The organism is Tepidiphilus sp. HLB4 (assembly GCF_054823945.1).
This window is the reverse complement of record NZ_JSYB01000019.1, coordinates 81449-103099: the sequence shown is the minus strand read 5'-3', so window position 1 is coordinate 103099 and position 21651 is coordinate 81449. Positions and strand designations below refer to the sequence as shown.

18 protein-coding genes are annotated in these 21651 nt (G+C 65.0%); 10 read left to right on the top strand and 8 right to left on the bottom strand.

Annotated features, from left to right (window positions below; all coding sequences use genetic code 11):
- Positions 1 to 161 precede the first annotated feature (161 nt).
- Positions 162 to 2759, bottom strand: a complete 2598-nt coding sequence (acnB, locus tag OA56_RS05405) for a bifunctional aconitate hydratase 2/2-methylisocitrate dehydratase (protein ID WP_461583901.1) — start codon at positions 2757 to 2759, stop codon at positions 162 to 164.
- 244 nt (positions 2760 to 3003) lie between these two features.
- Here acnB and acnA point away from each other — a divergent pair, with 244 nt between their 5' ends.
- From acnA to OA56_RS05385, 4 genes are read left to right on the top strand one after another with little or no spacing between them, the layout of a single operon-like run.
- On the top strand, positions 3004 to 5721 hold the full coding sequence (gene acnA / locus OA56_RS05400) for an aconitate hydratase AcnA (RefSeq protein WP_461583893.1): 2718 nt from the start codon (positions 3004 to 3006) through the stop codon (positions 5719 to 5721).
- Between the two features lie 51 nt (positions 5722 to 5772).
- Positions 5773 to 6156: a DUF6394 family protein gene (locus OA56_RS05395; RefSeq protein WP_055422712.1), complete on the top strand. Its 384-nt coding sequence runs from the start codon at positions 5773 to 5775 to the stop codon at positions 6154 to 6156.
- Between the two features lie 10 nt (positions 6157 to 6166).
- Positions 6167 to 7894, top strand: a complete 1728-nt coding sequence (locus OA56_RS05390) for a potassium channel family protein (RefSeq protein ID WP_461583890.1) — start codon at positions 6167 to 6169, stop codon at positions 7892 to 7894.
- 2 nt (positions 7895 to 7896) lie between these two features.
- Entirely contained in the window at positions 7897 to 8739 is an 843-nt protein-coding gene (locus OA56_RS05385; RefSeq protein ID WP_141054111.1) for a DUF4922 domain-containing protein, read from the top strand.
- Here OA56_RS05385 and trmB read toward each other — a convergent pair.
- The gene (trmB, locus tag OA56_RS05380) at positions 8689 to 9399 is read right to left on the bottom strand and encodes a tRNA (guanine(46)-N(7))-methyltransferase TrmB (protein ID WP_141054114.1); all 711 of its coding nucleotides are present in this window, start codon (positions 9397 to 9399) and stop codon (positions 8689 to 8691) included. The two genes, OA56_RS05385 and trmB, sit on opposite strands and share 51 nt — an antisense overlap.
- Positions 9400 to 9532: 133 nt before the next feature.
- Here trmB and rpmE point away from each other — a divergent pair, with 133 nt between their 5' ends.
- The 3 genes from rpmE to pgi all read left to right on the top strand — a co-directional run bounded on the left by rpmE (position 9533) and on the right by pgi (position 13121).
- A complete protein-coding gene (rpmE, locus tag OA56_RS05375; RefSeq protein ID WP_028874876.1) occupies positions 9533 to 9751 on the top strand; it encodes a 50S ribosomal protein L31 in 219 nt (72 codons plus the stop codon).
- 117 nt (positions 9752 to 9868) lie between these two features.
- Positions 9869 to 11503: a hypothetical protein gene (locus tag OA56_RS05370; RefSeq protein WP_461583887.1), complete on the top strand. Its 1635-nt coding sequence runs from the start codon at positions 9869 to 9871 to the stop codon at positions 11501 to 11503.
- Positions 11496 to 13121 carry a glucose-6-phosphate isomerase gene (pgi, locus tag OA56_RS05365; RefSeq protein ID WP_141054120.1) on the top strand — a complete coding sequence of 542 codons (1626 nt, stop codon included), beginning with the start codon at positions 11496 to 11498 and terminating at the stop codon, positions 13119 to 13121. Before OA56_RS05370 ends, pgi begins: the two co-directional genes overlap by 8 nt.
- Positions 13122 to 13176: 55 nt before the next feature.
- Here the strand turns inward: pgi and orn are convergent, their stop codons facing one another.
- Complete coding sequence (gene orn, locus OA56_RS05360) at positions 13177 to 13740, bottom strand: oligoribonuclease (RefSeq protein WP_055422706.1); 564 nt, start codon at positions 13738 to 13740, stop codon at positions 13177 to 13179.
- A gap of 95 nt (positions 13741 to 13835) precedes the next feature.
- Between orn and rsgA the strand changes: the two genes are divergently transcribed.
- A complete protein-coding gene (gene rsgA / locus OA56_RS05355) occupies positions 13836 to 14744 on the top strand; it encodes a ribosome small subunit-dependent GTPase A (RefSeq protein WP_055422705.1) in 909 nt (302 codons plus the stop codon).
- A gap of 32 nt (positions 14745 to 14776) precedes the next feature.
- On the opposite strand, the gene OA56_RS05350 is transcribed toward rsgA, so the two are convergent.
- Together OA56_RS05350 and OA56_RS05345 are read right to left on the bottom strand one after the other, a co-directional pair.
- Positions 14777 to 15961: an acetyl-CoA C-acyltransferase family protein gene (locus OA56_RS05350; RefSeq protein WP_461583884.1), complete on the bottom strand. Its 1185-nt coding sequence runs from the start codon at positions 15959 to 15961 to the stop codon at positions 14777 to 14779.
- A 92-nt stretch (positions 15962 to 16053) separates the two neighbouring features.
- Positions 16054 to 16686: a CoA pyrophosphatase gene (locus OA56_RS05345; protein WP_055422703.1), complete on the bottom strand. Its 633-nt coding sequence runs from the start codon at positions 16684 to 16686 to the stop codon at positions 16054 to 16056.
- 219 nt (positions 16687 to 16905) lie between these two features.
- On the opposite strand from OA56_RS05345, the gene OA56_RS05340 reads away from it, so the two are divergent.
- Together OA56_RS05340 and OA56_RS05335 are read left to right on the top strand one after the other, a co-directional pair.
- Positions 16906 to 17931: a diiron oxygenase gene (locus OA56_RS05340; protein ID WP_055422702.1), complete on the top strand. Its 1026-nt coding sequence runs from the start codon at positions 16906 to 16908 to the stop codon at positions 17929 to 17931.
- A gap of 120 nt (positions 17932 to 18051) precedes the next feature.
- Positions 18052 to 19104 carry a 2Fe-2S iron-sulfur cluster-binding protein gene (locus OA56_RS05335; protein ID WP_055422701.1) on the top strand — a complete coding sequence of 351 codons (1053 nt, stop codon included), beginning with the start codon at positions 18052 to 18054 and terminating at the stop codon, positions 19102 to 19104.
- Between the two features lie 21 nt (positions 19105 to 19125).
- Here the strand turns inward: OA56_RS05335 and OA56_RS05330 are convergent, their stop codons facing one another.
- The 3 genes from OA56_RS05330 to argF all read right to left on the bottom strand — a co-directional run bounded on the left by OA56_RS05330 (position 19126) and on the right by argF (position 21645).
- A complete protein-coding gene (locus tag OA56_RS05330) occupies positions 19126 to 19353 on the bottom strand; it encodes a DUF2788 domain-containing protein (RefSeq protein WP_055422700.1) in 228 nt (75 codons plus the stop codon).
- Positions 19354 to 19424: 71 nt separating this feature from the next.
- Complete coding sequence (locus OA56_RS05325) at positions 19425 to 20657, bottom strand: argininosuccinate synthase (protein ID WP_055422699.1); 1233 nt, start codon at positions 20655 to 20657, stop codon at positions 19425 to 19427.
- Between the two features lie 67 nt (positions 20658 to 20724).
- Entirely contained in the window at positions 20725 to 21645 is a 921-nt protein-coding gene (gene argF / locus OA56_RS05320) for an ornithine carbamoyltransferase (protein ID WP_461583880.1), read from the bottom strand.
- Between the last annotated feature and the right edge of the window lie 6 nt (positions 21646 to 21651).

Here is a 21651-nt window from a genome sequence, read left to right as displayed (position 1 = left end):
CAGCAGCGCGAGAGAGGGCGCATTGTAGGGAAAGGGGGCGAGAAAGGCAAACAAGAAATTTTGATCCATCCTATAACAAAACGAAAACGGCACCCAGAAAGGTGCCGTCATCAGTCATCGTGCGCCATCGCTCCGTCAAGGACGGGGCGATGGACGCAGGCTCAGAGCGCGACGCTTTCGGCGACTTCGGCGAACTCAGGGATCTGATCGAAGTTCATGTAGCGATAGATCTCGTTCGCCTTGCTCGTCACCGGCTGCAGGTGCGCGAGGTACTCTTCCACCGTCGGGATGCGGCCGAGCAGCGCACAGACCGCCGCGAGTTCGGCCGAGCCGAGGTAGACGCGCGTATCTAGCCCCAGCCGGTTGGGGAAGTTGCGCGTCGAGGTCGACATGGCCGTGGAGCCGCGCTTGATCTGCGCCTGGTTGCCCATGCACAGGGAGCAGCCTGGCACCTCCATGCGAGCGCCGGCGCGGCCGAGGATGCCGTAGTAGCCTTCCTCGCGCAGCATCATCTCGTCCATCTTGGTGGGCGGGGCGATCCACAGCCGCGCCGGGATGTCGCTCTTGCCTTCGAGCACCTTGGCGGCGGCGCGGAAGTGACCGATGTTGGTCATGCACGAGCCGATGAAGACTTCGTCGATCTTGTCGCCGGCGACTTCCGACAGGCGCTTGACGTCGTCGGGGTCGTTCGGGCAGGCGACGATGGGCTCGGTGATCTCGGAGAGGTCGATCTCGATCACCGCGGCGTACTCGGCATCTGGATCGCGCTCGAGCAGCTGCGGATTTGCAATCCAGTCTTCCATCGCCTTGATGCGCCGCTCGAGGGTGCGGCGATCCTGATAGCCTTCGGCGATCATCCACTTGAGGAGCGCGATGTTCGAGCGCAGGTATTCGATGATCGGCTCCTTGTCGAGCTTGACCGTGCAGGCGGCGGCGGAGCGCTCGGCGGAGGCGTCCGACAGTTCGAAGGCTTGTTCGACCTTGAGCTGCGGCAGCCCTTCGATCTCGAGGATGCGGCCGGAGAAGATGTTCTTCTTGCCCTTCTTCTCGACGGTGAGGAGCCCTTGCTGGATCGCGTAGTAGGGGATGGCATTGACGAGATCGCGCAGCGTGATGCCGGGCTGCATTTCGCCCTTGAACTTGACCAGCACCGACTCGGGCATGTCGAGCGGCATGGCGCCGGTGGCGGCAGCGAAGGCCACCAGCCCCGAACCGGCCGGGAAGGAGATGCCGATGGGAAAGCGCGTGTGCGAGTCGCCGCCGGTGCCGACGGTGTCGGGCAGCAGCATGCGGTTGAGCCAGGAGTGGATGACGCCGTCGCCCGGGCGCAGCGACACGCCACCGCGCTCGGTGATGAATTTCGGCAGCTCGCGGTGCATCTTGACGTCTACGGGCTTGGGATAGGCGGCGGTGTGGCAGAAGGACTGCATCACGAGGTCGGCGGAGAAGCCGAGGCAGGCGAGGTCTTTGAGTTCGTCGCGCGTCATGGGACCGGTGGTGTCCTGCGAGCCCACGGTGGTCATACGCGGTTCGCAGTAGGTGCCGGGACGCACGCCCTGTCCTTCGGGCAGACCGCAGGCACGACCGACCATTTTCTGCGCCAGGGTGAAGCCCTTGCCGGTGTCCTTGGGTTGCTGCGGCAGACGGAAGAGCGTGCTCGGCGGCAGGCCCAGGGCCTCACGCGCCTTGGCGGTGAGCCCGCGGCCGATGATGAGCGGGATGCGACCGCCGGCGCGCACTTCGTCGAGCAGTACCGGGGTCTTGAGGCGAGACTCGGCGATGAGCTCGCCGTTCTTGTAGGCCTTGACTTCGGCGGTGTCGTGGTCGATGACGAGCTCGACCTCGTCCCCCATTTCCATCTTGCTGACGTCGATCTCGATGGGCAAGGCGCCGGCATCTTCCTGGGTGTTGAAGAAGATGGGGGCGATCTTGCCGCCGAGGCAGATGCCGCCGTAGCGCTTGTTGGGCACGAAGGGGATGTCCTGACCGGTCCACCAGATCACGGAGTTGGTGGCGGACTTGCGCGAGGAGCCGGTGCCGACGACGTCGCCGACGTAGGCTACGACATTGCCCTTCTTCTTGAGTTCTTCGATGAGGCGGATCGGGCCGCGCTGTCCGGGTTCGTCCGGTTCGATACCGGGGCGGGGATTCTTGAGCATCGCCAGCGCGTGCAGCGGAATGTCGGGGCGCGACCAGGCGTCCGGCGCGGGGGAGAGATCGTCAGTGTTGGTCTCGCCGGGCACCTTGAAGACGGTGATCTCGAGGCGTTCAGGCACGGGCGGGCGGGAGGTGAACCATTCGCCTTCGGCCCAGGAGCGCAGCACGGCCTGGGCGTTGGCGTTGCCCTGGTCGGCTTTTTCCTTGACGTCATGGAAGTAGTCGAACACCAGGAGCGTCTTCTTGAGTCCTTCGGCGGCGATGGGACCGACGAGCGCGTCGTCGAGCAGATCGATCAGGGGCTGGACGTTGTAGCCGCCGAGCATGGTACCGAGCAGTTCGGTGGCGCGCTCGCGCGACAGCAGCGGGTTTTTCTCTTCGCCCTTGGCCACGCGCGCGAGGAATTCAGCCTTGACTTTGGCGGCGTCGTCGACGCCGGGCGGCACGCGCTGCTCGAGCAGTTCGAGCAGGAAAGCCTCTTCGCCGGCAGGCGGTTGGCGCAGCAGCGCGACGAGCTGCTCGGTTTGTTCTTTCGACAGCGGCAAGGGAGGAATGCCGAGCGCGGCGCGTTCGGCGGCATGGGCACGATAGGCTTCTAGCACGACGATCACCTCATCTGGGTTTGGGTCGAAAACCGCGGAAAGCGAACAGGTTCGATATTATATGTCTTTTATAAGACTTGGGCGTCCCCCGGCTCATTGTACCAAAGGGCAAGGCGCAAAAAACCCTCGATCGGAACGATAATTCGCTTCGATCGACCCTGCACGGCAATCGGGTCGAAGATGTTCTAGACTATTGCCAGACGGCGAAACCGTGTCGACCAGCGTTTTTTATAGGAGGTGTCCGATGTCCGTTGCTGCCGCTACGCTCAAGACCTTCCACATCCCGGGCGTCGGGACGGGGAGATTTCACGACCTTCATGCGCTGGAGACGCTCGGCATTGGCTCGGTGAAGCGCCTGCCGGTGTCTATCCGCCTGGTGCTGGAGTCGCTCGTGCGCAATTGCGACGGAGTGCGCGTCGAAGAACACCACGTGCGCGAGCTCGCCAACTGGCAGCCGCAGGGGAAACGCACCGATGAGATTCCCTTCGTCGTCGCCCGGGTGGTGCTGCAGGATTTCACCGGCGTGCCGCTGCTGTGCGACCTGGCGGCGATGCGCTCCACGGCCGCCGAAATGGGGAAAAAACCCAAGGCGATCGAGCCGCTCGTGCCCGTCGATCTGGTGGTCGACCATTCCGTGCAGGTGGATCATTACGGCACGCCGGATGCGCTGCGCAAGAACATGGAGCTGGAGTTCGCGCGCAACCGCGAGCGCTACCAGTTCATGAAGTGGGGAATGCAGGCATTCGACACTTTCCGCGTCATCCCGCCGGGCATCGGCATCATCCACCAAGTCAACCTCGAATACCTCTTCCGCGGCGTTCGTCGGCAGGATACGCCCGAAGGCCCCGTCTATTATCCCGACACGCTGGTGGGCACCGATAGCCATACGACCATGATCAATGCCGTGGGCGTGGTCGGCTGGGGCGTGGGCGGAATCGAGGCCGAGGCGGCCATGCTCGGCCAGCCGATCTATTTCCTCACCCCCGACGTGGTCGGGGTGGAACTGGTCGGCTCACTTCCCGAAGGGGTCACCGCCACCGACCTCGTGCTCACCATCACCGAGATGCTGCGCAAGGCGAAAGTGGTCGGGCAGTTCGTGGAATTCTTCGGCGAGGGCGCCGCGAGCCTGAGCGTACCGGATCGCGCCACCATCGCCAACATGGCACCCGAATACGGCGCGACCATGGGATTCTTCCCGGTGGACGAGAAGACGGTGGAGTACCTGCGTGCGACTGGCCGTACCGAGGAAGAGATCGCTGCCTTCGAGGCCTACTTCCGCGCCCAGAGCCTCTTCGGCATGCCGCGTGCGGGCGAGATCGACTATACGCGCACGCTGAAACTCGACCTCTCCACGGTGCGCGCCTCGCTCGCCGGCCCGAAACGCCCGCAGGACCGCATCGAGCTGCAGGCGATGAAGTCGAATTTCGAAACGCTCTTTTCCAAACCGGTGAGCGAAAACGGTTTCGGCAAATCGGCCGAGGAACTGGGCAAGCGCTACCCGGTGCCGAGCCGCGAGGGACTCACGCTCGGGCACGGCGACGTGCTCATCGCCGCGATCACCTCCTGCACCAACACGAGCAACCCGGCGGTGCTCATCGCTGCGGGGCTGCTGGCGAAGAAAGCGGTCGAGAAGGGTCTGAGCGTGTCGCCGCACATCAAGACCTCGCTCGCCCCCGGTTCGCGGGTGGTCACCGAATATCTGCAGAAAGCGGGCTTGCTCGATCCGCTCGCCCAGCTCGGATTTGCGCTTGCCGGCTACGGGTGCACGACCTGCATTGGCAACGCCGGCGACCTCGCCCCCGAGCTCAACCAGGCGATCACCGAGAACGATCTCGTGGTGGCGGCGGTGCTCTCGGGCAACCGCAACTTCGAGGCGCGCATCCACCCCAACATCCGGGCGAATTACCTCGCCTCTCCCCCCTTGGTGGTGGCCTTCGCCATCGCCGGACGGGTGAACGTCGATCTCACGAGCGAGCCGCTGGGCACGGGCGCCGACGGCAAGCCGGTCTATCTGCGCGACATCTGGCCGAGCAGCGAGGAGATCCACGCCGTCCTGCCCTACGCCAACGATCCCGAAGTCTTCCGGCGCCTCTACCGCGATTTCACCAAGGATCACGACCTGTGGAATGCCATCCCGGCGCCCACGGGCGAGGTCTACAATTGGCCGAAGTCGACCTATATCGCCCGGCCGCCCTTCTTCGACGATTTCTCCATGCAGCCGCCGGGGGTGCAGCCGATCACGGGTGCCAAGGCCTTGCTGCTGCTGGGCGACTCGGTCACCACCGACCACATCTCCCCCGCGGGTTCCATTCCCGAAAACTCGCCCGCCGGTCAATGGCTCAAGGCGCACGGGGTGGAGCGCAAGGATTTCAACTCCTATGGGGCGCGGCGCGGCAACCACGAGGTGATGGTGCGCGGCACCTTCGCCAATGTCCGGCTGAAGAACCTGATGCTGCCGCCCAAGCCCGACGGCAGCCGCATCGAGGGGGGCTATACGCTGCTCGATGGCAAGCAGACCACCGTCTATGAGGCGGCCATGGCCTACCGCGAGCGCGGCATCCCGACGGTGGTCTTCGCCGGCGAGGAGTACGGCACCGGTTCTTCGCGCGACTGGGCGGCCAAAGGGACGATGCTCCTGGGCATTCGGGCGGTGATCGCCCGCAGCTTCGAGCGCATCCACCGCTCCAACCTGGTGGGCATGGGCGTACTGCCGCTGCAGTTCCTGGGCGAGGATTCGTGGCAGAAGCTGGGCATCGACGGCTCCGAGACCTTCGACATCCTGGGGCTCGATGAAGCACGGCTCGCGCCGCAGCAGCAGCTCACCTTGCGCATCCGCCGCGCCGACGGCAGCACGCAAGAGGTTCCGGTGCTCTCGCGCATCGACACGCCCATCGAGGTGGAATACTACCGCCACGGCGGGATCCTCCCCTACGTGCTGCGCCAGATCCTGGCGCGCGTTTGATCGATCCGCCCCCGCCTTCGGGTGGGGGTGCCTCCTTGGCTAGGAGCCGTCGTGAACCCGGAAAAAGTCGTCTTCGGTTTCTTCATCCTACTGGCGGCCACGCTCAACTTCGGCTTTTTCATCGGCGATATCGGGGTGGCCGCCTACCACGACGTCTATGAACTCTTCGCCGCGCTGGTCGTGAGCCTGATCGCCACCATCCTGAAGCTGGGCGATCGCACCCAGATCGGGGCAGTGCACCTGGCCACCTCGCTCGTGGCCGACCTGCAGCTGATCACCGCCGCCATCGTCTGGGCCTATGCCGAACATGCCACCGCGGCCGGCCTCACGCCGGAGATGGTTGCGCGTATCGTCTCGCTCTCGGGCGGGGCCTTGCTCGCCAACCTCGTGTCGGTCACCATTCTCGTGGCCGAGACGCTGATGCAACGCCGTTGAGCCCTCCCCCATGAACGTCGAAGGGCCAGACCGCAATTTCAGCGTCATCCTGCTGGTTTTACGGCGGCTGCGCGGTCCCCTGATCCTGATGGTGACCCTCTTCGCGCTATCGGTATTGGGTATGGCGCTCGCCCCCGGCCCGCCCGATGCCGAAGGTCGACCGACGCATCTGAGCCTCTTTCACGCCTTCTACTTCGTGAGCTACACCGCCACGACTATCGGGTTCGGCGAAGTCCCCGAGGCGTTCTCCGATGCGCAGCGCCTGTGGGCGATCGTCGTGATTTACCTGAGCGTGCTTGCCTGGGCCTACCTGCTCAAGCAGGCGGTCACCTTGATGCAGGACGAAGCGCTGCGTCGGGCGGTGGCGGCGCTCGGCTTCGCACGCCGGGTCCGGCGCTTACACCATCCTTTCGTCCTGATCGCCGGTTTCGGCGAAACGGGGGCGCAGCTTGCATTGGCCCTGGATCGTGAAGGCATCGCGACGGTGGCGCTCGATCTCGACCCGAAGAAGATCGAGCGCGCGGAAATGATGGAATTCGTCCACCCACCCGTCACCCTGGCGGCGGATGCAAGCGACCCGAACGTGCTGCTTGCCGCCGGCTTGCGCCAGCCGCGCTGCGCTGCCGTGGCGGCGATGACCGACGACGACGCGGCCAACCTGGCGGTGACGGTAACCCAGGGTCTGCTCGCGCCACGCCTGCCCACCGTTTGCCGCGCCGAGCACGACGCCACGGTGGCCAATATGGCCGAATTCGCCACGACGGCGATCATCGATCCCTTCCACGTCTTTCAAAACGACCTGGCGCTCGCGCTCGAACATCCGGCCGCCTGGCGGGTGCGCCAGATATTGCTCGACATGCCGATGGACGAGATTCGCACCGACCGACCGCCTCCACGGGGCAGATGGATCATCTGCGGCGCGGGGCGCCTGGGTCTGGCGGCAGAGGCGGCGCTGCGCGGCAGTGAGCTCGAACTGGTGGTGATCGACCGCGCCGCCACGGACGGGGGCAAGCATTCAGAATGGATCACGGGCGATGCCACCCAGGCGGAAGTCTTGCGGCGAGCAGGAATCGAGAAAGCGGTCGGTATCGTCGCAGCCACATCCAATGACATCGACAACATTTCGATCCTCGTCGCCGCCCGCCGCCTCAACCCCTCGCTCTACACCATCGTGCGGCAGAACCGCAGACGCAACGAAGCGCTCTTTGCCGCTTTCCACTACGACCTGCGCGTGGTGCCACGCCACCTCGTCGCTGCCGAGGCGCTCGCGTGGTTGCGTCTGCCGGAGATTCCCGCCTTCCTTGCCTGGCTCGCGAACGCCCCGCAAGAACTCGCCCATGATCTGCAGGAAACGCTGCTGCGCCTGCGACGGCATGGCCCCTTGCGCAACCTGAAGATCGCGATTCTGCCGCAAACCGCTCCTGCGTTGTGGCACGCGCTGGCCGATGATTCCGGGGTCACGCTCGAGCGGCTGCTGCGCTCGCCTTCCCTGCGGCCAGAACCGTTGGCATTGCGGGTACTGGCGCTGGAGCGCGAAGGGCATTGGCAGCCCTTGCCGGAGCCGTCGACCCTCTTGCGGCGGGGCGACGTATTGCTGGTAAGCGGTACCGCCGCGGCGCTTGCCGACCTGAAAGAAATCTGCGGCTATGAGCCGACCCTCTACTACGTGCTCGAAGGCCGCGAGCGACCGCAGACTTGGCTGGGACGATGGTGGGCGAAACGCGCCCCGGAGGGATGAGCATGGCACCCTGGAGTGAACGCATCCGTGCCGTTGCCGAACGGGCACTCGCCTGCGGCGCTCTGGAGCCGATCGCCACCGAGGCGCTCGAGCGCCATGAACAGGGGTTCCCCTTCGTGCTGCGCTGGGTCTCGACGCTGGCGCACAAACCGCACCCCAGAAACGATGCAGGGCGCAACCCCTTCCTGCCGCCCGAGCCGGAACTCACGGTCGGCGCGCTCGGCAAGCGGCACCTGGTGGTACTCAACAAGTACCCCGTCTTTGCCGGCCATACCCTCATCGTCACGCGCGAGTTCGAGCCGCAGACGGCGCCGCTTTCCGGCGACGATTTTCTTGCCTGGCATGCGCTGCTCGCCGAAGGGGGGCTGGGGTTCTACAACGGCGGAGAGATCGCCGGAGCGAGCCAGCCGCACCGTCATCTGCAGTGGCTCCCGGAGGGTCATCTGGGCGAAAACCAACTCCGCGCCTTCCTGCCTCCCGGCGAAACCGGTTGGGCGGAACTGCCGTGGGCGGCCTGGCGCGAGCCGTTACCCATGCATACCGAAAGCGCCGCCTGGGCTGCAGCGGCCCGCCGCGCCTACCGCGCCGCGCTCGCCTCAATGGGTTGGCATGACGAGGCGCCGCAGCTGCCGCCTTACGACCTCCTGCTGCGGCTCGATCGCCTGTTCTTCATCCCGCGCCGGGTCGAGCGACTCGCGGGCGTGTCGGTCAACGCGCTGGGCTATGCCGGTTCGCTCTTTGCCGCCTCCCCAGAAAAACTGCGCGCGCTCGCCGCGCTCGACCTGGTCGCAGGGCTATGCACCCTCGGCTGGCCCCGCGCCGAGCTCGCCTCGGGCAAACGCTGAGAGATCGGCGGTGACGCGCCACAGCGTCTGCCCCGAATCCCGGTACTTGCGCTCGAAAGGCGTCATCGGCTCCTCGGGCACGAATGGGGTGCATTCGCCCCGTATCCCCGAAAGGGCCAGCGCGGCGATGAGCTCGCGGGCATAGACCGACCAGTTGGTACGGCACTCGAAGCGTCCGCCGAGTTGCAGCACGGTAGGCCAAACGGGATGCGCATACCAGCGCCGCCCAAGGTGCCCGATCTTGGGCCATGGGTTGGGATAGAGCCACCAATGCTCGCGCACCGGAACGCTGGCTTCCAGCGCCAGGCGCCAGAAGTCGATCACGTCGGCGCGCACGAAACGCAGGTTCTCGGGCCAGGTCGCGCGCGGATAGGGTTTCTGCCGCGAGAGCCGCTCTTGCGATTGGTCCACGCCGACGACGAAAGCCTCAGGGCTGCGCCGCGCCAGCAGGATCGTCGACCAACCCACACCGCAGCCGGAATCGAGGATCCACGGCGAGCGCCCGTCCCATGCGGCGAGCGTCTCTTCGAAGGCGGCGAGGTTATAGGGCGCGTAGGGTTTGCGGAAGGACCGAGCGAGATGGCGGCGCACGAGTTCGGGCAGGCGCTCGTGCACCTCGCCCTGGGCGCTCGTCGGGATGCGGGAGATGCCGTAACTCATGATCGCTCAGAGGAAAGAAAGGGGAATTTTAACGAAAACCCCTTGCCCCGACTGGATCGATCGGCGATAATTTGCGTTTTCTCCAAGCAAAAGGATGGCCAAATCCGCCATCCGCCCGATCCCGAGGTGCCCCATGAAAGAGAACATCCATCCGAATTACGCCGAAGTCCAGGTGACCTGCTCCTGCGGCAATTCCTTCGTGACGCGCTCCACCATCGGCAAGCCGGCGCTGCACGTGGAAGTGTGCTCCGAGTGCCATCCCTTCTACACCGGCAAGCAGAAGATCGTCGACACGGCCGGCCGTGTCGAGCGTTTCCGCCAGAAATACGGCAATCTCGCCAACCGCGGCTGAGTTCGTCACGCCGGGTTTCAGCGAAAGGGCGGCCTTGCCGCCCTTTTTCATTGACTCCGTCCCGCCCGACGACGGGGAGCGACTATAATCGCCTCTTCCGCAACGAGTGGCAATGGCATGTTTTTCGACCCGCGTCCGGTTCCGCCGTGGCAACGACGACTCTACGGAAAATGGGGATTGGTGGCGCTACTGGCCGCCTTTCTCTTGGTCGGCACCACAGGACACGACCCTTGGCGCGGCGCCGATTTGCGCCATTTCTTTGCCGTCTGGCAGGTGCTCCAAGGCCAATGGCTGCTGCCTTCCGCGCTCATCGACGGCACCGTCCCTGCAGCCGGTCCGCTCTATTACTGGGTGGCGGCGCTCCTGGGTCTGCTGCTCGAACCCTTGGGCTTGGCGTTGCACGACGCAACCCGCTTCGCTTCTCCGCTTCTGCTGCTCTGCACGCTGCTGAGCCTGGGCGCAGCGGCGCTCCCCTGGTGCGGCAAACCCTGGCAGGCGGGCGCGATGCTCGTGGGACTGGGAACCCTCGGCTGGGTGCTCGACGCGCACCAGCATCAGGCCCTGCTCGCTTCTGCCGCCGCGATCGGCCTTGCCCTTGCCGCCGTGAGCCGACGAGAGGCGCAGCCGGCAAAGGCATGGATCGCTGCCTGTATTGCCATGGCAGCCGGCTTTCTCGCACAGGGGTTTGCTCTCCTGCTCGTGCTGAGCATCCCCTGGCTGGCGACCTGGCCCTGGCCTCGGATCGAGGCAGCGCGGCGTCTGTCGCTTCTCATGGCCACGGCGCTGATCTTTGCTCTCCCTGCGATCTGGTTCGTCACCGTCTGGCGCACTGCCGAAGGCGAGGCTTGGTTTGCGCTGCAAGCACCGCAGCTCTCACAGGAATTCATCGCCTCCAACCTCGATGACGCCTGGCGTGACGCAGCCTGGGTGGCCTGGCCTTTGTGGCTGCTGGCATTGTGGCCACTGCGCCGGGCTGTCAACGGCGATGGGTCGAATCTCCGGCTTCTTGCCGTGGCTTGGGCCATGATCGCCATGGGACTGGTCGTGGTAACCGCCTGGCCTCCCAGCAATCCCAGCGACCTCCTCATCCTCTTGCCGCCGCTCACCCTCTTGGCGACGGAGCGGCTGCGGCGCATGCCTTCCGGCGCCCGCGCGGCGTTCTCGTGGTTCTCTGCGGCAACGGTGCTGAGCCTCGTCGTCTTCGCCGGCCTCTCGTGGAGCGCATGGAACCTCGACTGGCCGCCGGGGCTTGCGCGCCACATGGTGCGCGTCGCGCCCGAGTTTGAAATGAGCGGGTCTTTGTGGCGCCTCGGTGCGGCCACGGCGGTGCTGCTCACCTGGTTCGTCCTCGCCGTGACGACCCCGCCTTCGCCGCTGCGCCCGGCAATCCATTGGGCGCTCGGCGTCACGCTCGCCTGGGTGGTGCTGGTGCTGCTGCTCGAGCCCTGGTTCGAGCATACGCGCAATCTGCGGCCGATCGTCGAGCAGATGCAGGGAACGCTGCGCGAACGCGCTCCTTCCTGCGTTTCCGTGCCCGGTCGAGAGCCCGACGTGCGGGCGGCGCTCGTCTATTTCGGCGGCATCCCTGCGACCCTGGAAGACGGCTGCCCCGTCCGTTTCGCCCGACTGCGCGGCCAGCAGCCCTTGCCGTCGGACGGCAGCGTGCTCTGGTCGATGACGCGTGGCCAAGGCAAACGCCTAGAATACTGGCTTCTGCTGGACAACGAACGAGCGAGGCCCACCCATGACTGATTCTCTTCCCCCTTTCGTCGCGCCCGAGCAGACCCCTGCATGGGCCGAACTGCTCGCCTTGGCCGATCTCTGGCTGGCGCGCCGCATTACGGATGCGTTTTCCGCCGATGCCGCTCGGGTCGATGCGCTCTCGCTGCCGGCAGGCGCCTTGTGGCTCGACGCGAGCAAGCAGGCATGGGACGCCGGAGTGCTCGCGCAGCTCCTCGCCCTTGCCCGGGCGGTGCGGCTGCCGGAGGGAATCGAAGCGCTCTTTGCCGGGGCGGAAGTCAACTTCACCGAGCGTCGCCCGGCACTGCACATGGCCTGCCGCGGCGGAGCGGACGTACCGCCGGCCGATCGCGAGCGCTTCGCCGCAACGGAAAGCCGACTGCAAGCGTTCGTCACCGCCTTTCACCGCGGCGAGCTGCGCGGTGCCACAGGCGAGCGGCTCGATCATGCCGTCAACCTCGGCATCGGCGGCTCCGACCTCGGCCCACGGCTCGCCTGCGAGGCGCTCTCGCATCAGGAAGCGCCGCAGCGGAATGTGCGCTTCGTCGCCAATCTCGACCCGAGCGATTTCAGCGCAACGATACGCGGGCTCGAGGCGGCGCGTACGCTCTTCGTCGTCTCTTCCAAGAGTTTCGGCACCGCCGAGACGCTCGCCAACCTCGAACGCGCGCGGGCGTGGCTTTCCCGGGAACTGGGAACGCACGAAACGGCGGCACATTTCCTCGCCGTCACCTCCAACCCGGACAAGGCGCAGGCGCTAGGATTTGCGCCGGATCGCATCCTCTGGCTGCCGCCTTGGGTAGGTGGACGCTATTCGCTGTGGTCGGCCGTGGGCTTGCCGGTGGCGCTCGCTTTCGGCTGGGAACGGTTCCTCGAACTGCGTGCCGGCGCGCGCCGCATGGACCAACATTTCCGCACGGAGCCGCTCGAACGCAACCTGCCGGTGTGGCTTGGGTTGCTTGGTCTGTGGAACGCGAACCTGCTCGATGTTCCTTCCTGGGCCGTGCTCCCCTACGATCAGGGGCTTTCCTGGTTTCCGGCCTGGCTGCAGCAGCTCGAAATGGAGAGTAACGGCAAGCGCTGCCGGCGCGACGGTTCGCTCGTGCCCTATCCCACCGCGGCCGTCGTCTGGGGCATGAGCGGTACCCTGGGACAACACGCCTTCCATCAGCTTTTCTACCAAGGAACGCGGCGCCTCACGCTGGACTTCATCGTCCCCCTCCCCCGTCCGCTCGATGCCGGGCGTCGGGCCTTGGCGCAACATGCGCTTGCGCAGGCAGGCGCCTTGCTTGCCGGTCGCACGCGCGACGAGGCGCGCGCGGCGCTTCGGACGCAGGGCCTGGCACCCGAAGAGATCGAAGCGCTCGCGCCGCACCATGAGATTCCCGGCAACCGCCCCAGCTCCGTGCTACTCACCGAGGGCTGGGACGCCAGCGTGCTCGGGGAGCTGCTCGCCGCCTACGAACACGCCACGTTCGTGCGCGGCTGGATCTGGGGGATCGATCCGTTCGACCAGTACGGCGTGGAGCTGGGAAAGGAACTGGCGCGCACGCTCGCCGCGGGCGGAACGCTCGCCGGTTTCGACCCCTCCACACGCGCCCTCGCCGCCCGGCTGGATGCGCACCGCTGAAACGGGGCACCCCGAAAAACGCCGCGAGCGGAAAAGTCGCGAGGCACCAAAACGCTCAGCCTTCAGGCAAACGCAGGAAAGCAGCGCGGTAGCGGCGCAGCTCTTCGATCGACTCATGGACGTCGGCGAGTGCCGTATGCTTGCTTTCCTTCTCCCAGCCCTGCAGGATGGCGGGGGCCCAGCGGCGCGCGAGTTCCTTGAGGGTGGAAACATCCAGGTTGCGGTAGTGGAACCAAGCCTCGAGCCGCGGCATGTAGCGGTAGAGGAAACGCCGATCCTGGCAGATGGTGTTGCCGCACATGGGGCTCGAGCGCGGCGGCAGCCAAGGACTCAGGAATTCGAGCAGCATCGCCTCGGCCTGGGCTTCGTCGATGCGTGAGGCACGCACCCGCTCGATCAGGCCGGAAGCGCCGTGCGTCTTCTGGTTCCAGTCGTCCATCGCGGCGAGCACCTCGTCGCTTTGGTGCACCGCGATCACCGGCGCTTCGGCGAGCACGTTCAGGTCATTGTCGGTGACCACCATGGCGATCTCGAGGATGCGGTCGCGATCGGGATCGAGCCCGGTCATCTCCAGGTCGAGCCAGACCAGCTTGTCGGAAGGCGCGTTGTTCTCACTCATGCGGTTTTCCTTTCTTGGGGGAATGGGTGCGCTATACTGCCACGGCCGCGTGCCGGACGGCGCGATCCTCACCCGTATTTTTTCGTATCCTGCCCATGGATGAAACCTTCCTCGCCACCGTCGTCGCCGCCCACGGCCGCAGCTACGAGATTTCCCGGACGATTCCGTGGCACGAGCCGCCCTGGCACGCCGTCACCCGCGGCAAACGCCACGACTATGCCTGCGGCGATGTGGTCGAGGCGCGCGCCACGGCCCCCGGCCAGGCGGTGATCGAGCGGCACCAGCCGCGCTCCTCGCTCTTCTGGCGGGCGGACGGCGTACGGCAAAAGCTCATCGCCGCCAACGTCGATCAGGTCGTCATCGTCACTGCGGTCGAGCCGCCCTTCTCGTCCGAACTGGTGACGCGCTGCCTCGTGGCCGCCGAACATCAGGGGATCGAAGCCCTCATCGTGCTCAACAAGTGCGACCTCAAGGACGGCCTGGATGCGGCGCGCGCACGGCTAAAGCCATTTCTCGCTGCGGGCTATCGGGTGCTCGGCCTCTCGGCCAAACGGGACGTCGCCCCGCTCGAACCGCTCTTCGCAGGGAAGCGATCGCTACTCGTCGGACAATCAGGCATGGGAAAATCGACGATCATCAATGCCCTGGTGCCAGAAGCCCGAGCGCGCACGGGCGAAATCTCGCGTGCGCTGGAATCAGGACGGCATACCACCACCGAGGCGCGGCTCTATCCCTACCGGCAAGGGTGGATCATCGACAGCCCCGGCCTGCAGACCTTCGGCTTGGCCCACGTGCCACTGGAGGCGCTGGAAGCCTGTTTCCCCGAACTGCGTCCGGCGCTGGGTGAATGCCGTTTCCGCGATTGCCGCCACGATGCCGAGCCGGGATGCGCCCTGCGCGCGCTGGCAGAGCGCGGCGCGATCAGCCCCGAGCGCTGGCAGCAGTACCGCCGCATCCGCGCCGAACTCGAGGCGCTGGCGCGGCGGTCCGCGACGGGGAGGTAGGGCAGGAACCACCCTATCCCCGCCCTCGGGACTCAGAGACGCTCGAAGATCACCGTCAGGCCCTGACCGCCGCCGATGCACAGGGTCACCAGGGCATAGCGCCCGCCGATGCGGTGCAGCTCATGGATCGCCTTGGTGGCGATGATCGCGCCGGTCGCGCCCACCGGGTGCCCCAGGGCGATGGCCCCGCCGTTGGGGTTGGTCTTGACCGGATCGAGCCCGAGCCCCTTCATCACCGCCAGCGACTGGGCGGCGAAGGCCTCGTTCGATTCGATCACGTCCATGTCTTCGAGCTTGAGGCCAGTCTTCTCCAACGCTTTCTTGGTGGCCGGGATGGGGCCCTCGCCCATGATGTCGTTGGGCACTCCCGCCACGGCGTAGCCGACGATGCGGGCGAGCGGTTTCAGGTTTTTCTGCTCGGCCGTCTTGGCGTCGGCGAGCACGAGGAAAGAGGCGGCGTCGTTGATGCCGGAAGCGTTGCCGGCCGTCACCGTGCCGTCTTTCTTGAACGCCGGCTTGAGCTTGGCAAGGCTCTCCATCGTCGTATTGGGCTTGGGATGCTCATCGACTTCGAACACCACGTCGCCCTTGCGCGTCTTGATCGTCACCGGCACGATCTGCGAGCGGAAGCGCCCTTCTTCGATCGCACGCGCGGCGCGGCGCTGCGACTCCAGCGCGAAGGCGTCCTGCTCTTCGCGGCTGATGCCCCACTTGACAGCGAGGTTCTCGGCCGTGATGCCCATGTGGCCGACGCCGAAGGGATCGGTGAGCACCGCCACCATGGCATCGATCATGGTCGTGTCGCCCATGCGGGCGCCGTTGCGCATCGTCGGTGAGAGATAGGCTCCGCGCGACATCACTTCCACGCCGCCGCCCACGCCCATGACCGCGTCTCCGAGCATGATGTTCTGGGCCGTGGTGACGATCCCCTGCAGACCGGAAGAACACAGGCGGTTGACCTGCATCGCCACCGAGCTCATCGGCAGCCCCGCCTGGATGGACGCCACGCGCGGCACGTAGGCATAGCGCGAATCGGTCGGGATGCAGTTGCCAACCGTGACGTATTCGACTTCGTTGGGATCGACGTCCGAGCGTTCGATCGCCGCCTTCATGACCTGGCCGGCGAGCTCGGCCGGTTCGATCTGCGACAGAGTCCCCCCGAAGGTTCCAATGGCGGAACGCACGGCGCTCAGTACCACGACGTCTTTGTTCGGCATATCCTCTCTCCTTGCTGGTCAGTGAAACGGTTCCATGCGACTGGATTCATCATACGACGAAATTGTGACGATTGTCACCTGGGAGGTCGTGCTCATTCTTCTTTACCACGAATTAGTTCGAGGAACATACGCAGCATGGCCGCTGTTGCCCCCCAAATGAAATACTGCCGCCAGGGAACGGCCCAATAGTGGCGACGGCCTGCTCCGTATTCCAGCGAGTGACGCACGTAGCGGCGCGGATCGAGCACGTGCGACAAAGGTACGGTGAACACCTCGGCAACCTCGAACGGATCGGGGCGCAGCTCGCCCGGATCCTCTACCCAGCCGACGAGGGGGGTGATGCGATAGCCCGTGATGGTGACGTAAGGCGGCATCGCGCCCAACACTTGCACCCGCTGCGGCGCGAGCCCGATCTCTTCCTCGGTTTCGCGCAAAGCTGCCTCCACCGGACCGGGATCTTCGGGCTCCACCCGCCCGCCGGGAAAACTGATCTGTCCCGGGTGATGGGCGAGATGCGGCGTGCGGCGCGTGAGCAACACTCGAGGCCCTTCTTCGCCGGGCACCAGGGGGGCGAGTACCGCCGCCGGCCAGCGGACCTCGCGAGCCCCTTCGTCGCCTGCAGCAAGATCAAGAGGCCGATTCGCCGTCCGCTGCAGACGCTCGGCGATGCGCTCGCGCAGCCGTTCGGGCGAGGAAAGCAGATCCAAGAGTTCGTCATCGCGCATCAGTTCATTGTGGCACAAAAAAGCGGGAGGTTCGGCAGCGACTTCAGCAAAAATTATTTGACCAACCGGTCGGTTTATTTTATTATTCCTTGATCCAGATCAAACTCTGCCGTGAGAAGCTGCAGTACATTCACGGTACGCGAACGGCTTCGATCATGTTGAAGCCGATCCGCGAACGATCCGGATGGACGTTTTATCCACCCTAGAGGAGGCAACACCATGGCTCATCACGACAAACTCGCCCTACAAATGGACCTTCCGCCGCAGATCCCGCAGCCGAACGTCTTTCCCCTGTCTTGGCACGCCAAGACGCAGAAGATGGAGGAAATCTGGGATGCGGCGCAGCGCGAGTTTTGGGATCCGAAGAAACTTCCCTGGGACACGCTCGACGTCGAGTCCTATTCTTGGGAAGAACGCGAGGCGATCGCCTATTGGTGGACGCTTCTGTCCGTCTTCGACGCTTCCGCGCCTCCCGTCTTCGCCTCGGCGCTGATCAAGACCTACGAAGACCACGAAGAAGACCCGGTACGCCGCTGCTTCTTCTCGGTGACGCGCGACGAGCAGAACCACGAACAGATGTGCGGCCTGGCGATCACCAAGTTCCTGGGACACGACGATCCGCTCACCTACCAGCCCAAAACCGACCTGGGCAAGCGCCTGCAGAAAAACGCCATGTGGCTCTACTACAACGGCGGACGCTACTGGAACGGCTACAAGAATGCCGTGCCGAAGTACTCGCTTGCCGTGCTCTTCTCCTCCTTCCTCATGGGCGAGATCGCCGCGGCCACCATTTTCAAGCAGATGCATGACAACAGCCGGGAACTGGTGTTCAAAGAGGCGTTCCGCAATATCGGCCGCGACGAGGGTCGCCACATGGCGATCTGCATGGCGCTGATGGAGCGCGACTATCCCCGGCTCGCCGCCGAAGACAAGGCACTCGTCACCAAGCAAATCCGCGCCGGTTACCTCTTCCTCTCGGCGGTACTCTTCGAACCGCCGGAAGAATTCTGGGACCTGCCCGCCGACTTCATCAAGAACCAGCGTGAGGGCGAAGAAGTGGCGCGCGGCGCTGGCTTCGGCATCCCCACCTACGAGGCGAAGAAGGAGAACTGGCGCAACGCCATGCTCAACCTCAAGGGCGTGCTGGATCGTTACGGCATCCCCTTCCCTGCCATTCCGGAAGTCGGGATCGAAGGTCAGGAAGTAACGGAAGTCGACATGGACTCGATCATCCCGGTCTTCTGAGCTTCGGCGGCCGCCTGCAGGGGCGGTCGCGCCAAGGCACACCGACCGCCGGGGTCCGTGAAGGACACCGGCGGTTTCGTCGACCAGGCACCCCATCACCCCTCAAGAGAGCGAACCCGAATGAGTACTCTCATCAAACTGCACCCTTCCGGCCGCCAGATCGAATCCCGCCCCGGCGAGACCGTGCTGGAATCCCTCGAACGGGCGGGCTATGCGCTGCCGAACAATTGCCGGGCCGGCGCCTGCGGCGAATGCAAGGTCAAGGTCCTCTCCGGGCACTTCGACCAGGGGGTCGTGCTCGACATGGCCCTGTCGGCCGAGGAACGCAAGCAGGGATTCGGCCTCATGTGCATGGCCAAGCCCCTCTCGCCCGAGCTGGTGATCGAATGGGGCACGGCCGACGCAAAACCCAAACTCTTTCCGCCGCGGGAGAACCAGCGCTACGTCGTGATCGACCGCGTGCCGCGTACTCCTCGCATCACCGAATTCCGCTTGCGGCCATTGGGACAGCCGATGCGCTACTGGCCAGGGCAATACGTGACCCTGAGCGATGTCGAGGGCAAGATCCCGGCACGCTGCTATTCGATCGCCAACGCACCGCGCCCCGACGGCGAGATCACCCTGCAGATCACGCGCATCGAAGGAGGTGTGACCAGCGTCTGGATCCACGATCACCTGCAGATCGGCGACATGGTGCGCATCAACGGCCCTTACGGGACCTTCATCGGCGACCTGTCGCTGGATACACCCGTCCTGTGCCTGGCAGCCGGCTCGGGCCTGGCGCCGATCCGCGCGCTCACCGAAGCGGCCCTGCGCCGGGGCTACCGCAAGCCCGTCACGCTCCTCTATTCAGGAAAGACGAAAGAGGACATTTACGAGCTTGGCCTGATGCGCTATTGGGAGACCAAGCACCGCAATTTCACCTTCAAGGCCACGCTCACGCAGGAACGCGATCCTCAGTGGCTGCACGGGCGTATCCCGCAGATCCTGCCCGAGCTTTTTCCGACGCTGGCTGGCTACAACGTATTCATCGCCGGCAGCCCGGCCTTCGTGGCCGACTGCAGCGCGGCGGTGCAAGCCTTGGGTGCAGAGGAAACGATGATCCACACCGAAGGCTATTTCGGCCAGGCGCAACCCTCGGTGGCGCCGGCCGAACAGCTCATGAGTGCGTGATGCTGCATGACCTGCCCGGGATCACTCGATCCCGAGCAGATACTGGATCAGTCCCTTGGCGATGAAGCCGATGAATCCTATTCCCAGGGCGAGAAAGAGCCACAGGGTACCGTACTTGCCGGCCTTGGACTTCCACGCCAGGTTGGCGATGATGAAAATCATGTAGAGGATGAAGGCCGGCACGAGGATCTTGAAGGCCAGGTCTTCGAGCTGGGGAAAGGTGAGTCCAAAAAGTACCGTGTCTTCCATGGGGAGGCTCGCTTGGCCGGATTCATCGATCCGGCCAATTTATAGGTTAAATTAAATAAATTAAATATTAATTAGACGCCGCGTTTCTTTTCGAGTTTCGCCGCGATGCGCAAGCGCAGGGCATTGAGACGAATGAACCCTTCGGCGTCTTTCTGGTTGTAGGCGCCGCGGTCGTCCTCGAAGGTGGCGATCGTCGGGTCGAAGAGGGAGTCGGTGGGCGAGTCGCGTCCCACCACCATGACGCTGCCCTTGTAGAGCTTGACGCGTACCCAGCCGTTGACCGTCTGCTGGGTGGCGTCGATGAGGGCTTGGAGCGCGCGGCGCTCGGGGCTCCACCAGTAGCCGTTGTAGATCATCTCGGCGTAGCGCGGCATGAGCTGGTCTTTCAGGTGCGCGACTTCCCGATCGAGGGTAATCGACTCGATGGCACGGTGCGCTTTCAGCAGAATCGTACCGCCCGGCGTTTCGTAGCAGCCGCGGCTCTTCATGCCGACGTAGCGGTTCTCCACCAGGTCGAGCCGGCCGATGCCGTGCCTGGAGCCGAGTTCGTTGAGCTTGGCAAGCAGCTCGTGCGGCCGCAGGCGCACGCCGTCGATGGCCACGAGATCGCCCTTCTCGAACTGCAGCTCGACGTACTGCGGCGCATCCGGGGCCTTCTCGGGAGCCGTCGTCCAGCGCCACATGGATTCTTCCGGCTCGGCAGCCGGGTTTTCCAGGTGCCGCCCCTCGTAGCTGATGTGCAGGAGGTTGGCGTCCATCGAGTAGGGCGAGCCGCCTTCGCGGTGCTTCATCTCGATGGGAATGCCGGCCTTCTCGGCGTAGGCGAGCAGCTTCTCGCGCGAGGTGAGGTCCCATTCGCGCCAGGGGGCGATCACTTTGATCTCGGGCATGAGGGCGTAGTAGCCGAGCTCGAAGCGCACCTGGTCGTTGCCCTTGCCGGTGGCACCGTGGGCCACCGCATCGGCCCCGGTGAGTTTGGCGATCTCGATCTGGCGCTTGGCGATCAAAGGACGGGCGATGGAGGTGCCCAGCAGGTATTCCCCTTCATAGATCGTGTTGGCACGGAACATGGGGAAGACGAAGTCGCGCACGAATTCCTCGCGCAGATCGTCGATGTAGATGTTCTCGGGCTTGATGCCGAGCTTGAGCGCCTTTTGCCGCGCCGGTTCGAGCTCCTCGCCTTGCCCCAGGTCGGCGGTGAAGGTGACCACCTCGCAGCGGTAGGTGTCCTGCAGCCACTTCAGGATCACGGAGGTATCGAGCCCCCCGGAATAGGCCAGTACCACTTTCTTGACTTCGCTCATCGTCCTTTCCCATCGAGCGTTCGCACACGATCCGGACGCGGGGTGCGCCGGATCCCCAAAATCTGCCTCAACCGTCCATCCGGCCGAGCACGAGATATTCCATCAGCGCCTTCTGCGCGTGCAGGCGGTTTTCCGCCTCGTCCCAGACCACGGACTGCGGCCCGTCGATCACCTCGGCCGAGACTTCCTCGCCGCGGTGCGCCGGCAGGCAGTGCATGAAAAGCGCATCGGGCTTGGCCTGGGCCATCATCGCCGCGTCGACCTGCCAGTCGGCGAAAGCGCAGAGGCGGTCGTCGGTCTCGTGCTCGAAGCCCATGGAGGTCCATACGTCGGTGGTGACGAGATCCGCCCCGCGCGCAGCCTCCATCGGGTCGTCGAAGCAGCGGTAGTGCCCATTGGGGGTGACGCCTGCAAGCTGCGGGTCGATCGCGTAGCCGGGCGGTGTGGACACGTGCACCGTGAAGTCGAGCACTTCGGCTGCCTGCAGCCAGGTGTGGCACATGTTGTTCGCGTCCCCGATCCAGGCGACGGTCTTGCCGCGGATGGAGCCGCGGTGTTCGATGTAGGTGTAGACGTCGGCGAGCACCTGGCAGGGGTGGAACTCGTTGGTGAGCCCGTTGATCACCGGCACGCGCGAACGGGCGGCGAAGCGCTCGACGATTTCCTGCTCGAAGGTGCGGATCATCACCAGGTCGCTCATGCGCGAAATCACCTCGGCGGCGTCTTCCACCGGCTCGCCCCGCCCCAGCTGGGAATCGCGCGTGTTGAGATAGACCGCGAAACCGCCGAGCTGCTGGATGCCGGCTTCGAACGAGAGGCGCGTACGCGTGCTCGCCTTCTCGAAGATCATGACGAGCGTACGGTCGAATAGAGGATGCCAGGGTTCGTAGTTTTTGAACTTGCGCTTGATCCAGGCCGTACGCTCGAAGAGGTAGGCGTATTCGTCGGCGCTGAAATCCTTGAACTGGAGATAATGTTTCGGCGGCATGGCGAC